The sequence below is a fragment of the Nocardioides sp. genome, from assembly GCF_047602075.1.
Classification (GTDB): Bacteria; Actinomycetota; Actinomycetes; order Propionibacteriales; family Nocardioidaceae; genus Nocardioides.
In genome coordinates, this window is the sequence record NZ_JASGIF010000001.1 from 256578 (window position 1) to 270272 (window position 13695).

Annotated in this window: 14 protein-coding genes; 11 read left to right on the forward strand and 3 right to left on the reverse strand. The window is 68.7% G+C overall.

From position 1 onward, the window contains the following. Positions 1-6: 6 nt before the first annotated feature. Together QM714_RS01430 and QM714_RS01435 are read right to left on the reverse strand one after the other, a co-directional pair. Positions 7-1836 (reverse strand): pilus assembly protein TadG-related protein, encoded by a 1830-nt coding sequence (locus QM714_RS01430; protein ID WP_415096899.1) that lies wholly within the window; start codon positions 1834-1836, stop codon positions 7-9. A 7-nt stretch (positions 1837-1843) separates the two neighbouring features. Then, on the reverse strand, positions 1844-2476 hold the full coding sequence (locus tag QM714_RS01435; protein ID WP_415096901.1) for a TadE/TadG family type IV pilus assembly protein: 633 nt from the start codon (positions 2474-2476) through the stop codon (positions 1844-1846). A 219-nt stretch (positions 2477-2695) separates the two neighbouring features. Between QM714_RS01435 and QM714_RS01440 the strand changes: the two genes are divergently transcribed. The 4 genes from QM714_RS01440 (at position 2696) to QM714_RS01455 (ending at position 6789) form a co-directional block, all read left to right on the forward strand. Beyond that, a complete protein-coding gene (locus QM714_RS01440) occupies positions 2696-3070 on the forward strand; it encodes a YraN family protein (RefSeq protein WP_415096903.1) in 375 nt (124 codons plus the stop codon). After that, positions 3070-4656, forward strand: a complete 1587-nt coding sequence (locus QM714_RS01445) for a YifB family Mg chelatase-like AAA ATPase (protein ID WP_415096904.1) — start codon at positions 3070-3072, stop codon at positions 4654-4656. Before QM714_RS01440 ends, QM714_RS01445 begins: the two co-directional genes overlap by 1 nt. Continuing rightward, positions 4653-5795, forward strand: a complete 1143-nt coding sequence (dprA, locus tag QM714_RS01450; RefSeq protein WP_415096905.1) for a DNA-processing protein DprA — start codon at positions 4653-4655, stop codon at positions 5793-5795. The genes QM714_RS01445 and dprA overlap by 4 nt, the downstream gene beginning before the upstream one ends. Positions 5796-5889: 94 nt before the next feature. Then, positions 5890-6789: a tyrosine recombinase XerC gene (locus QM714_RS01455; protein ID WP_415100931.1), complete on the forward strand. Its 900-nt coding sequence runs from the start codon at positions 5890-5892 to the stop codon at positions 6787-6789. On the opposite strand, the gene QM714_RS01460 is transcribed toward QM714_RS01455, so the two are convergent. Continuing rightward, complete coding sequence (locus QM714_RS01460) at positions 6740-7333, reverse strand: murein hydrolase activator EnvC family protein (RefSeq protein ID WP_415096906.1); 594 nt, start codon at positions 7331-7333, stop codon at positions 6740-6742. The genes QM714_RS01455 and QM714_RS01460 overlap by 50 nt on opposite strands. A gap of 421 nt (positions 7334-7754) precedes the next feature. Here QM714_RS01460 and rpsB point away from each other — a divergent pair, with 421 nt between their 5' ends. From rpsB to rlmN, 7 genes are all read left to right on the forward strand, one after another. Next, the gene (gene rpsB / locus QM714_RS01465) at positions 7755-8813 is read left to right on the forward strand and encodes a 30S ribosomal protein S2 (RefSeq protein ID WP_415096907.1); all 1059 of its coding nucleotides are present in this window, start codon (positions 7755-7757) and stop codon (positions 8811-8813) included. A gap of 51 nt (positions 8814-8864) precedes the next feature. Further along, positions 8865-9677, forward strand: a complete 813-nt coding sequence (tsf, locus tag QM714_RS01470) for a translation elongation factor Ts (RefSeq protein WP_415096909.1) — start codon at positions 8865-8867, stop codon at positions 9675-9677. Between the two features lie 63 nt (positions 9678-9740). Beyond that, positions 9741-10457 (forward strand): UMP kinase, encoded by a 717-nt coding sequence (gene pyrH / locus QM714_RS01475; RefSeq protein ID WP_415096911.1) that lies wholly within the window; start codon positions 9741-9743, stop codon positions 10455-10457. Between the two features lie 60 nt (positions 10458-10517). After that, entirely contained in the window at positions 10518-11072 is a 555-nt protein-coding gene (gene frr, locus QM714_RS01480; RefSeq protein WP_415100933.1) for a ribosome recycling factor, read from the forward strand. A gap of 13 nt (positions 11073-11085) precedes the next feature. Continuing rightward, positions 11086-11958: a phosphatidate cytidylyltransferase gene (locus tag QM714_RS01485; RefSeq protein ID WP_415096913.1), complete on the forward strand. Its 873-nt coding sequence runs from the start codon at positions 11086-11088 to the stop codon at positions 11956-11958. Positions 11959-11998: 40 nt separating this feature from the next. Beyond that, positions 11999-12397 (forward strand): hypothetical protein, encoded by a 399-nt coding sequence (locus tag QM714_RS01490; protein ID WP_415096915.1) that lies wholly within the window; start codon positions 11999-12001, stop codon positions 12395-12397. Beyond that, on the forward strand, positions 12394-13548 hold the full coding sequence (gene rlmN, locus QM714_RS01495) for a 23S rRNA (adenine(2503)-C(2))-methyltransferase RlmN (protein ID WP_415096917.1): 1155 nt from the start codon (positions 12394-12396) through the stop codon (positions 13546-13548). The genes QM714_RS01490 and rlmN overlap by 4 nt, the downstream gene beginning before the upstream one ends. Positions 13549-13695: the final 147 nt, after the last annotated feature.

The window sequence follows — 13695 nt, forward strand, 5'->3', positions numbered from 1 at the left end:
CTCGCGCTACTCGATCAAGCGGATCGGGTCCCCGGTGATCTGGGCGGTCCACGTCGTGGTGTCGTTGACCGAGCTGGGGAAGGACACCTGGAGCCTGAACCAACAGCCACCGGGCTTGGAGCTCTGGCAGGTGTAGGTCGCAGGAATGGGGATGCGGATGTACTGCGACTTGGCGTTCCAACCAGAGCTTGAACTGACGCCGCTGAGCTGACAGTTCGTCAGTGTCCCGTTGACCACGCCGCTGCCGACGCAATCAGGGAGGGCGGTGAGGTTGGAGTCGCTTGGGGGCAGCACGCGGATGGTGCCGGAGCCGCTCGCGTCACCGACGTCGAAGAAGCCGATCACCAGGGTTTTCGTCGCTGCAGCCGGGATCACCCGGACCAGGTTGAAGGTGGACGACGCGCCACTGTAGTTGGCGTAGATCGACATGTGCTGCCAGCCGGCGACCGACACCGAAGCCGTCGGAGCGCCCTTGAGCCGGATCGAGAAACGGTTGTTGCCGTTGCCTCCGACCGAGGTGTCGTCGTCGGTCTGCGAGTGCACCTTGGTGTTTCCGACGTAGCCACCATCGCCGTCAGAGCTGCCGCCCAGCGCGACGTTGGTGCGTACCTGCAGGTAGTAGTCGCCCACGGTGGTGGGGGTGAAGGTGCACATCGTCACCCACTGGTGATAGACGCGCGCCAGATTGTCGTCGTACTTCGTGTTGCCTTTCGTCAAGGTGGCGGTGGTGACCTTGTCCTTGGCGTAGCCCGGGTACTGCTTGATGCAGCCGGAGGAGTAGACCGTCGACCTCTTCGGGTCGTAGGTGTCGGTCGGGTTCAACAGCGCGAAGGATGTCGCCGGGAGGGCCGCGCCGTTGCTCACGTCTCCAGTGCAGAAGTTGTTCGCAGCCATCGCGTAGCGGGTGATGCCATCGGTCGTGGTGTAGTTGTTCATGCTGTTGACCAGGCTCGCCCCGGTTGCGACGGTCGGCGCTGACCCGCAGGTGTCGCCGTTCTCGACCCAGGCGGGATCGTAGAGCTGGATGGTGATCGGGCTACCGACGGCCGCTGCCCGGACGCTGACGGTGAAGAAGTAGCCCTGCGGATCGAACTCGTCATTCGTGGTTCCCGTGCAGCCGCTGTCCGAACTGCTGCCGCACTTGCGCGTCATGTACTGGTCCCCGTTGCCCTTCGCGGTGTTCGGGCCCGCGATGGCAGCCCACATCTGTGGGTTCGTCGAGCAGACTGCGCCGCCCTCGGGGACGGAGAGCACGCTCCCGGCGGGACCCTTGCTGCTGTCGCTGGATGAACCCGCTGGCTCGTTCCCGAAGGTGTTGCACGGGCTCCCCATCGGGGCTGGCCCGTTGTAGTCGGCGACAGCAGTCCGCGTGATGGTGGCGGTGTCGTCCCCCCACATGGTCGCGATCTCGTTGTGGATCTGGCTGCTGACGGTGACCTGCAGCTGGGTGGGCTTCGCGCCTTGTTGGACCAAGACCGTCACGGTCCCGCCGCTATCGCGACCGAAGGCGTGCCCGCCGTTCGGGAAGCCATTGGTGGCCGACACTCTGAGTGCCTCCGCCTCTGCGGCGTCGAAGTCATCGGGGAGGTAGGTCACTCCCGCCATCGCCGCGGCATCCGCAGCCGCCTGCAGGCGTTCCCCCTCGACGTACATTCTGGAGACGTCGACGGCGAGCGCAGAGATCGGAAACAGGACGGCCGCGGTAAGGAGCGCCATCAAGATGGCGGCGTATCCCGCCTCGTTGGCCCGATGGCGCAGGCGATCGACCAACCGGACGGCCCAGCCCGCTGTGGGATGGCCCGGTGTGGAGTGATTCGGTGTGGAGTAAATGGTCATAGGTCGCTCAGAGGTGCTCGCCTGGAAGGCACTGGTCGTTGGGCAGCGGCTCGAAGTTCATGACGGCGCGTTCGTTGATGGTGACGCCGTCACCGAAGAGACCGGTGAGCCACGGGTGCGTGGCCACCATGGCGACACCGACGGTGTCGCGGCCGGCGTCGTTGACACACGCGTTGATGCTGGTGGAGACCCAGGTTCCGCCTCCGTACCGGAACTTGTCCAGTCCATCGTCCCAGGTGTACTTCACGCATGACGTCGAGCAGGTCATAGACGTATTGCCCTCAGGAAGGGGGTAGCCCGCAGTGTTGGCGTCGTAGACCAAGATGTATTCGATCTGGTCCTTCGGCATCGCGGCACCAGCGCGCTGGATGGCATCGGCGGCCGCCTGCGCGAGTGCGGGAGTGTTCGCCGGGCTGCACGGAGGCGGTTCGGCGCTGGCCTCACAGACGCCCGGCCCGGCACCGGCGCTGACCGAGGCCACTCGGCCGCCGACGCGCACCGAGCTGGTGGTGCTGATGACGTCGCGCATGAACAGCGACATCTCGATGATCCCGAGAACCAGCAGGAAGAGCACGGGAGTCACCAGGGCGGCCTCGACGGCCACCGCTCCGCGCTCCCCGCGGCTCCGCTTTCGCAACATGCTCGATCCCTTTCCCCGGGGTCTGGCTCCAGCCGGAAGGTACCTACGGAGTCCTCAGGCCCGCTGCCGAATGCCCAGATGCACCGCAAAACATGCACAGGGACGGGTCAGAGCACGCTCTCCACAACTCGATCAGGCGGGGCTGTCTAGACGTCTGCCTCCGGCGCGACGCTGGTGCGGCAGCACGGTCGGACCGGCACATCGACCCGGGAGGTGGGGATGGGACAGTCGTCGATCGGTGTCCACAACCAGGCGCTGGGGAGGTACGGCGAGCGCGTCGCGGTGCGCCGCCTCGTTGCCGACGGCCTGCATCTGCTCGACCGCAACTGGCGCTGCGGCCTCGGTGAGCTCGACTTGGTGATGCGGGAGGGGCGGGTGCTGGTCGCCGTCGAGGTGAAGACCCGCACCAGCACGCTCAGTGGGATGCCCCACGAGGCGGTCGACGAGGTGAAGCTCGCCCGGCTTCGGCAGCTGGCCGCTCGGTGGCAGGAGGAGCGTGGCATCAGGGCACCGGAGGTGCGCATCGACCTGGTGGCGGTGCTGCTCGCCCGCAAGGGCGCCCCCACTATCGAGCATGTGAGGGGGATCGGCTGATGCCCTTCGCCACGGCGTACGCCGTCTCGCTGCAGGGCGCGTTCGGCCACCTGATCGAGGTCGAGGCCGACATCTCGTCGGGCGTGGTCGGCACCACGCTGGTGGGCCGCCTGGACTCGGCTCTCAGCGAGGCGAGGGATCGTTGCCGGATGGCAGTGGTCAACAGTGAGTTGGCCTGGCCGGCGACTAGGCGGGTGACGGTGCTGCTCAGCCCCGCCGACCTTCCGAAGCGGGGCACCCACTTCGATATCGCGATCGCCGTTGCGGTGCTGGCCGCTGCCGAGGAGGTTCCGCGCGTAGCCCTCCCCAGCACGGTGTTCATCGGCGAGCTGACCCTCTCCGGTGGCCTGCGGGCGGTGCCCGGCGTGCTGCCGATGACGCTGGCGGCCGCACGGCAGGGCATCCAGCGGGTGGTGGTGCCCGAGCCCCAGGCCAGAGAGGCCGCGATGGTCCCCGGGATGGAGGTGCTCGGACTGCGCTCCCTGGCCCAGGTGGCCGCCGAGCTTCGCGGCGACCAGGTGCCAGGAGCCCCACCCGTCGCGCCGATGTCCGGATCCCGTCTGTTGTCCTGGCGCGGTCAGGATCGCTACGACGACCTCGATCTCGCCGACGTCCACGGCATGGCCGATGCCCGGTTCGCGGTCGAGGTGGCGGCAGTCGGCGGCCACCACGTCATGCTGTCCGGCCCCAAGGGCTCGGGGAAGACCACCCTCGCCGAGCGGGTCCCCGGGCTGTTGCCGGACCTGTCCCCCGAGGAGTCCTTGGAGCTCACCGCGATCCACTCGCTGGCCGGCGCGCTCGAGCCCGGTGACGAACTGCTCCGTCGGCCGCCGTTCTCCGCGCCGCACCACGATGCGAGCAAGGCCAGCCTGATCGGAGGAGGGACCGGAGTGGTCAGACCCGGGGAGCTCAGCCGGGCCCATGGTGGGGTCGTCTTTCTCGACGAGCTGCCCCTCTTCCGCACCGATGTGATCGAGGCGCTGCGCCAGCCGTTGGAGAGCGGTGAGGTGACGATCGCGCGGGGACAGGAGTCGGTGACCTTCCCAGCGCGGGCGATGATGGTGTTCGCCGCCAACCCCTGCCCGTGCGGGGACTATCACCCGGCGGCGCGACAGAGCCGCTGTGTCTGCAGCGAGGTCAAACGCAGGGAGTATCGCCGCCGACTGACGGGGCCGATCATCGACCGGATCGACATCACCCGGCATCTGCTCCCCGTGCAGGCCCACGAGGTGCGCGACCGGTTCGCCCACCCCGAGCCGACCGCCTCGGTGCGGGCACGGGTCGAGGAGTCTCGGGTCCGCCAGGCCGAGCGCTATGCCGACCAACCATGGCGGCTCAACGGGCAGGTGCCCGGCCCCGCGCTCCTGGCTGGCTGGCCGCTGACCGATGGTGGGCAACGGCTGCTGGACGACCAGCTGTATGCCGGTCGGCTCAGTCGCCGCGGCGCGGCTCGGGTGCATCGGTTGGCCTGGTCGGTTGCCGACCTGTTCCAGAGGCCTCGGCCGGGCAGAGTGGAGGTCGAGGTGGCGCTCCAGCTGCGTGCCGGTGAGCCGCTCGAGATGTCGCTCTTGCGGAGAGTCGGGTGAGCGTGTCGGATCGGGAGCGACTGGCTCGGATCGCGCTGTGCCGCCTTGCGGAGCCCGGCGATCCCCGTCTGACGTCGCTCGTCGTCGAGCTCGGTGCCATCCGGGTGCGTGACCATCTGCTGGCCGAGCGCGACCTGCGCGGCCTGCAGACCGACATCGCGGCTCGCCTGGCCGATCTCGATCCGGCCACAGACCTCGAGCGGGCTCACCAGGCCGGGATCCGCTATGTCATCCCCGGCGACGACGAATGGCCGACTCGGCTCGACGACCTCGCCGGTGCGGCGCCGTTGCAGCAACGAGGGGGAGTCCCACTCGGCCTGTGGGTGCGTGGGCCGATGCGACTGGACCAACTGACGTCGGCGGTGGCCGTGGTCGGCTCGCGTTCGTCCACCAGCTATGGCGATGGAGTCTCCGGGACGATCGGGGCCGGGCTGGCTCGCGAGGGCTGGTGGGTCGTGTCCGGCGCGGCCTACGGGATCGACCAAGCCGCCCATCGAGGCGCCCTGGCCGGATCCGACGAAGGCAGAACGGTGGCCGTGCTGGCCTGCGGGGTCGACCGTGCCTATCCGGCGTCTCATCAGGCGCTCCTCGCACACGTCGCCGAAGTCGGCGCGGTGATCTCGGAGGTGGCGCCCGGTTGCTCGCCGTCGCGGTTGCGCTTCTTGTCCCGCAACAGGCTGATCGCGGCCCTGACCACCGGCACCGTGGTCGTCCAGGCCGCCGCCCGCAGCGGCGCCCTCAACACGGCCAACTGGGCCTCGCGACTCCATCGGGTGTTGATGGCGGTTCCGGGTTCGGTGAACACCGCCCAGTCTCAGGGCACGCTCGAGCTGATTCGCAGCGGTGCCGCCGCACTGGTGACCGACGCCGCCGATGTGCTCGAGATGCTCGGGGCGTCGGGCGAGCATCTCACTCAGCCGCGGCGGGGGCCGGTCCGGTCGCGGGACCGGCTGAGCTCTCGTCAACAGCAGGTGCTCGATGCGGTCCCGCTGCTCCACGCCGCGCCGGTCGACTCCATCGCCCGCACCGCCGGCATCGGCCTGGTGGAGGTGCACAAGACCCTCACCTGGCTCCTCGAGGCCGAGCTCGTGGAGCAGACCGAGACGGGATGGCGGCTCACCCCGCTCGCCTCCCAGTGACCTACGCCCACGGGGCTAGCCTGAGACGGTGGCTGCGCAAGACTCCGAGCAGGATCTCGAGCTGGACATCGAGGCCGCCGCGCTTCCCGAGCCGATGGCCGAGGCGCTGGCCGCCTACGAGCGTCATCTGAGCGCCGAGCGCGACCTCGCCACGCTGACGGTGCGGGCCTATGTCGCCGACATCGCCGGTCTGCTGGACCACGCTGCGCGGCTGGGCGCAGTCAGGCCAGACGAGCTCGAACTGCGGTCCCTGCGCAGCTGGCTGGCCAAGCAGCAGACGCTCGGCCTGTCCCGCACGACCCTGGCCCGGCGCGCCACCGCTGCTCGAGTCTTCACCGCGTGGCTGGTCAGGACAGGTCGATCGACGACCGATGCAGGCGCGCAACTCGGTTCACCGAAGGCGCACACCGTGCTCCCCGAGGTGCTCCGCGCCGACGAGGCCAGGGCACTCGTCGAGAGTGCTGCAGCGCTGGCCGATGACGGCAGCCCGCAAGGGCTGCGCGACGTGGCGATCCTGGAGCTGCTCTATGCCACGGGGATGAGGGTGGGGGAGCTGACAGGTCTCGATGTCGACGACCTCGACCCTGCCCGACGCGTGGTGCGGGTGTTCGGCAAGGGCCGCAAGGAGCGCGCGGTGCCCTACGGCGCGCCGGCGGCAGATGCTCTCTCCGCATGGTTGGAGTCGGGGCGACCGGCGCTTGCGGTGGTCGGATCCGGGGCTGCCCTCTTCCTCGGCCTGAGAGGGAAGCGGATCGACCAGCGGGCAGTGCGATCAATGGTCCATCGGCGGGTGGCCGACGTGCCAGGAGCGCCCGACATCGGTCCGCACGGGCTGCGGCACACGGCAGCCACCCACCTCCTCGAAGGTGGGGCGGACCTTCGGTCGGTGCAAGAGCTGCTCGGACATGCCTCGCTCGCGACCACGCAGCTCTACACCCACGTGACTACGGACCGACTGCGGCGGGCCTACCAGCAAGCTCATCCCAGGGCATGAGCATCGCCGAAACATCGCTGCTAGGGGACCTGCCCAACCACGGCAGCAGGCGGACCGGGCCCTGGCCCACCAGGAGCAGCGGGTCGAGATAGACGTCGTCGGTGTTGCGGATCCAGCCCCAGTGCAAGCACGCGCGGGGCCAGCAGTGGGACCCGCCGAGCTGGAGGAGCCCGATCGGCTCACCGGCCGTGACCCGGTCGCCCACCGTGACCAGGGCGGTCAGCGGCTCATAGGTGGTGCGGGTGGCGCCATGGTCGACGACGAGCACACCCCGCCCAGCAAGCATCCCGGCGAACCTGACTCGCCCCGGCAATGCGGTGCGAACGTGCTGTCCCACCGAGCTGAGCAGATCGACACCGCGATGCCCGGCGCCCCAGGGCGAGCTCGGTGGGTCGAAACGACGCACCACCGTGGGCGTTGGTCGCAGTGGCCACTCACCCACTGGGTAGGTGTGCTGGGTGATTTCGGCCGAGGAGGCAGCGCTGCTCACCGCACAGGGGGTCAGCGCCAGGACCAGCGCGGCCACAGCTCTCAAAGCGATCATGTCGTCAACCTCCCCCGATTGGCTCGGCCTGCGCGGGCCGGCGTACTCCCGCCTGTGGAGGACAGCCGGAGCCTGGAGCCTGTGGACGTCTGGCGGTGCAGATCGGCGTGCCCGGCGGATTGGCCGTCCCGCACGGGCGTCGACTACCATGACTGCAGCGGTTCCCGCCTGTTCGGGGGAGCCGACTTCGCACGCACACAGACCGCGACGGTCCACGGCCGGCTCCCTGCTGAGCGGCCCGGGCCGGTCACCCGTGGGCGACGGCTCTCAGTGCCGGACTTCGGTCCGGGTCGGGCCGCGCGTGAGCGTCAGGGCGACCGACACCCGTCGGGAGCGGCAACTGAGAACAGCAGGAGGGCGTCGTCGTGCGCTCGGGTCCGCCCGAAGCGTCGCGATCCTCCGCACCAAGGAGAACATCACCATGGCAGTCGTCACCATGCGTCAGCTGCTCGAGAGCGGCGTGCACTTCGGACACCAGACCCGGCGCTGGAACCCGAAGATGAAGCGCTTCATCATGACCGAGCGCAACGGCATCTACATCATCGACCTGCAGCAGTCGCTGGCCTACATCGACCGCTCTTACGCGTTCGTGAAGGAGACCGTCGCCAAGGGCGGCACGGTCATGTTCGTCGGGACCAAGAAGCAGGCCCAGGAGGCGATCGCCGAGCAGGCGACGCGCGTGGGGATGCCCTATGTCAACCAGCGCTGGCTGGGTGGCATGCTCACCAACTTCCAGACCGTGCACCAGCGGATCAACCGGCTCAAGGAGCTCGACGAGATCGACTTCACCGACACCGCCGGCTCGGGTCGGACCAAGAAGGAGCTGCTACAGCTCAAGCGCGAGCGGGACAAGCTCGACAAGACCCTGGGCGGCATCCGCGAGATGACTCGCACCCCGTCCGCGGTCTGGGTGGTCGACACCAACAAGGAGCACCTCGCCGTCGAGGAGGCGCGCAAGCTGCGGATCCCGATCATCGGCATCTTGGACAGCAACTGCGACCCCGACGAGGTGGACTACCCGATTCCGGGCAACGACGACGCGATCCGCGCGGTTGGCCTGCTGACTCGGGTCGTGGCCGACGCGGTCGCCGACGGGTTGATCGCCCGCTCCGGCGCCAAGTCCGACGACGCCACGGCGGAGGAGCCGCTGGCCGAGTGGGAGCGTGAGCTGCTCGAGCAGTCTGGCGCCACTGCGGCCGCTGCCGAGACGCCGGTCGTCGAGGAGGCTGCGGCCGAGGCGGTCGAGGAAGCCGCAGTCGTCGAGGCTGCCGTCGCCGAGGTTGACGCTGAAGCCGTTGAGACTGAGGCTGTCGAAGAGGCGGTCGTCGCCGAGGAGGCGGCCGCCGACGCGGTGGTGACCGAGTCCGCCGAAGAGCCCGTCGAGGAGTCCATCGGCGAGACCGTCGGGGACAGCACGGTCGAGGCCGTCGAGGAGGCTGCCACCGACGAGGCTGCCACCGAGGCCGCCGAGCAGGCCTGAGCGCTCCGGCCCACGCGGCCACCCACTCATCACGAACAAGAGAGAAGCACCATGGCTAACTTCACCGCGGCCGACGTCAAGAAGCTCCGCGACCTCACCGGCTCCGGCATGATGGACTGCAAGAAGGCGCTCGAGGAGGCCGACGGCGACTTCGAGAAGGCCGCCGACATCCTGCGGACCAAGGGCCAGGCCAAGATGGCCAAGCGGGCCGGCGAGCGAGAGGCCAAGGCTGGCCTGGTGGCAACCGCGGGCGGTGCCCTGGTCGAGTTGAACTGCGAGACCGACTTCGTCGCCAAGGGCGACGACTTCGTGGTCGTCGCCCAGCAGATCGCCGAGGCAGCCGCCGCCGCCGGAGCCGGCGACCAGGCCGCGGTAGCGGCGCTGACGCTCGGTGACAAGACCGTCGCCGAGGTGGTCGAGGATCTCGCCATCACCATCGGCGAGAAGATCGAGCTCGGTCGGGTCGCCTACTTCGACGGTCCGGTCGTGAGCTACATGCACAAGCGTGCGGCCGACCTGCCTCCGGCGGTCGGCGTCCTCGTGGAGTACGACGGCGCGGCCGACGCGGCTCGGGGCGCGGCGATGCAGATCGCCGCCATGAAGGCGGAGTACCTCACCCGTGACGAGGTTCCAGCGGAGATCGTGGAGCACGAGCGGACCATCGCCGAGGAGACCACTCGGCAGGAGGGCAAGCCCGAGCAGGCGATCCCCAAGATCGTCGAGGGCCGGCTGGGCGGCTTCTTCAAGCAGGTCGTGCTGCTGGAGCAGGAGTCCATCACCGAGGCCAAGAAGTCGGTCAAGTCCGTGCTGGACGACGCAGGCACCAGCGTCAAGCGGTTCGCCCGCTTCGAGATCGGGGTCTGACGTCGTACGGGCCAGTAGGGTGACCCAGGAACCCGACCCGCATCACGACCACGAGGAGAGCCCGTGACCGGATACCACCGAGTGCTCATCAAGTTGTCCGGTGAGGTGTTCGGCGGTGGTCAGGTCGGCGTCGATCCGGACGTGGTTGCGCGCATCGCCGACGAGGTCACCAGCGTGGTCCGCGCCGGCGTCCAGGTGGCAGTGGTCGTCGGCGGCGGCAACTTCTTCCGCGGCGCGGAGATGCAGCAACGCGGGATGGATCGGTCGCGAGCCGACTACATGGGCATGCTCGGCACCGTGATGAACTGTCTCGCGCTCCAGGACTTCTTGGAGAAGGACGGCGTCGAGACTCGCGTGCAGACCGCGATCACGATGGGGCAGGTGGCCGAGCCCTACATCCCTCGCCGGGCGATGCGCCACCTCGAGAAGGGCCGCGTGGTCATCTTCGGGGCCGGCGCCGGCATGCCCTTCTTCTCCACCGACACCGTGGCCGTCCAGCGTGCGCTGGAGACCAAGTGTCAGGTGGTCTTGATGGCCAAGCAGGGGGTTGACGGTGTCTACAGCGCCGATCCGAAGAAGGATCCGACGGCGACCAAGTACGAAACCCTCACCTACCAAGACGCCCTCCAGCAGGGTCTGCGCATCGCCGACGCCACCGCCTTCGCGCTGTGCATGGAGAACGACCTGCCCCTGGTGGTCTTCGGCGCAGACGACGAGGGCGCGCTGACCCGGATCGTCCAAGGTGAGAAGATTGGCACGTTGGTGAGCGCCGGGTCCTGACTCGCCGCTCACCGTTCGGGCCGACCGCCCCGCGGCCGACAACCACAAGGAGCAGCTGTGATCGACGAGATCCTCAACGAGGCCGACACCAAGATGGACAAGTCGGTCGAGTCGACCCGCGAGGAGTTCGCGGCCATCCGTGCGGGCCGGGTCAGCGCAAGCATGTTCAACAAGATCAACGTGGACTACTACGGCAGCCCGACCCCGCTCCAGCAGTTGGCGTCGTTCAACTCGCCGGAGGCGCGCATCATCTTGGTGTCGCCCTACGACCTCAATGCGATGCAGGAGATCGAGAAGGCGATCCGCGACTCCGACCTCGGTGTCAACCCGGCCAACGACGGCAAGCTGTTGCGCTGTGTCTTCCCCGAGCTCACCGAGGAGCGCCGCAAGGAGTACATCAAGGTCGTCCGGCACAAGGCCGAGGAAGGCCGTGTCTCGGTTCGCAATATCCGACGGCACGCCAAACAGCACCTCGAGAAGCTCGACAAGGACGGCGAAGCGGGCCAGGACGAGGTGACCGCCGCCGAGAAGCGGCTGGATTCGCTGACCAAGCAGCACACCGAGAAGATCGACGACCTGCTCAAGCACAAGGAAGCCGAGCTGCTCGAAGTCTGAGCGGGCTGGCGCCATGACGAGCACCTCGACCCCGCCGGCGAAGGATCACGGCCGCGCCGGGCGCAACCTCCCCGCAGCCATCGGCTCCGCGGTCGTGCTGCTGGGTGCCATCGCGGCATCGCTGCTGCTGTGGAAGACCGCCTTCATGCTTATCGTCGCCGTCGCGGTGGTGGTGGCGGTCTGGGAGCTGCACCGCGCCATGCTGTCCAGGGACATCGACATCCCCGAGCAACCACTGATGCTCGGCGGCGTCGTGATGGTGATCGTCGCCTACTTCTTCGGTGCCGCGGCGCTGGTGACGGCCACGGGCGTGGCAGCCCTGGCGATCATGCTCTGGTTGCTGCGACGCGGGGTCGACGGCTACGTCAAGAACGCCACCGCCTCGGTGTTCACCTTGATCTACGTGCCCTTCCTCGGCTCCTTCGTCGCCATGCTGTTGGCGGAGGGTGGCGGCACGCCGGGGGTGGGCGTCGACCTCGACGATGGGGTGAAGGGGATCGTGACCTTCATCTTGGTCACCGTCGCCTCCGATATCGGGGGGTACGCCGCGGGCGTGCTGTTCGGCAAGCACCCGATGGCGCCGGTCATCTCGCCCAAGAAGTCCTGGGAGGGCTTCGCCGGCTCGGCCATCTTCTGCGTCCTGGTCGGCTGGCTGCTGGTCACCTACCTGCTCGACGGCCCGCCCTGGGTGGGCGTCGCGCTCGGGCTGATCGCGGTGGTGATGGCCACCCTCGGCGACCTGTGCGAGTCGGTGATGAAGCGGGACCTGGGCATCAAGGACATGAGCCAGATCATCCCCGGCCACGGAGGGCTGATGGACCGGCTCGACTCCCTGCTCGCCACCGCCGCACCCATCTGGCTGCTGTTGCACACGCTCGTGTTCTGACGATCCCAGCGGGCAGCCCCGGACCACCTACCATGGTGCCGTGAGTGAGAGCGAGCGCACGACTACGGCGCCGGAGGCTGCTGACGACGCTGTCGTCGACAGCGGGTCCGCGGGCGACGCCGGTCGCGCTGAGCTCGACTGGTGGCACCGAGATCACCCGACCTTCACCGCGCTCGCCGGCTTCTTCAGTGGGGTGGTGGCTGCGGCAGTAGTGCCGGCGCTCTACATCGGGCTGCTGCACGTCGCGGTCGACGACGACACGGCCGAAGAGGCCTTCCCGTTCATCTTGCTCGCCTTCGCCGTGCCGATCTGCCTGATCGTCTTCTCGCGGACGCGGCGCTTCGGGAGCTACCTGCTCTTCGGCATGGTCATCACGCTGCTGGTGGTGTTCGGGGTCGGATCGCTGGTCTTCTGGCTGATGCTCCGCACGTCGACATGACCGTCGATCGAGCCCGCCGAGACCAGCAGCCTGAGGGTCCGACCACGCTGCCGCTGGTCTTCGACGAGCCACGCGGCCGACGCAAGCCACCCCGGCACCTGGCCGACCTGAGCCTCGCCGAGCGGGGCGAGGCCGTGGCCGAGATCGGGCTGCCCACCTTCCGCGCGCGGCAGCTGTCCCAGCACTACTTCAGTCGTCTGGTCGACGATCCGGCGCAGATGACCGACCTGCCCGCCGCCGGACGCGAGGAGCTGGTGAACGCCCTCCTGCCGCCGCTGATGGAGCCGGTCCGCACGCTGGAGGCCGATGGCGGCACGACCCGCAAGACCCTCTGGCGGTTGTTCGACGGGTCGCGGGTCGAGTCGGTGCTGATGCGCTACCCGGACCGGGTCACCATGTGCGTGTCGTCCCAGGCCGGTTGTGGCATGGCCTGCCCGTTCTGCGCGACCGGCCAGGGCGGGCTGCAGCGCAACATGTCCACCGCTGAGATCGTCGAGCAGGTCGTCGCCGGCGCGCGGTCTCTGGCCCGGGGCGAGGTTCCCGGTGGGCCGGGCCGGGTCTCCAACGTGGTGTTCATGGGCATGGGCGAGCCGCTGGCCAACTATCGGGCCGTGCTCGGCGCCGTACGCCGTCTCACCGAACCGTCGCCCGAGGGGCTCGGCATGTCGGCTCGAGGCGTCACCGTCTCCACGGTCGGCCTGGTGCCGCGAATCCGTCAGCTCGCGGACGAGGGCATCCCGGTGACCCTCGCCTTGTCCCTGCACGCCCCCGACGACGAGTTGCGCAACGAGCTGGTGCCGATCAACACCCGATGGTCGGTGGCCGAGACGGTGCGGGCTGCGGCGGGCTACTTCGAAGCGACCGGACGTCGGGTCTCGATTGAATACGCCATGATGCGCCACATCAACGACCAGGGCTGGCGCGCCGACCTGCTGGCCGATGTCCTGCGTGAGCATGGCCCCCGCGGTTGGGTGCATGTGAACCTGATCCCGCTGAACCCCACCCCCGGCTCGAAGTGGACCGCCTCCGACCCGGCCGACGAGCGCGAGTTCGTGCGTCGCCTCGAGGCCAAAGGCGTTCCGACCACCGTGCGTGACACCCGCGGCCGAGAGATCGACGGCGCCTGCGGTCAGCTGGCCGCAGGGGAGTGAGTGCTGCTCGGGACCCGAGCAGTTGTGGCTAGCGATGAGGTCGTCCGCCGGGATTCGTTTGATTCTGTCGGTGTCGAGATTCGTACTATTGCACGGGCTGCATGGTGAGCCTGCGCTGCAAGGGACCAAAGGCCATGGTGGACATCC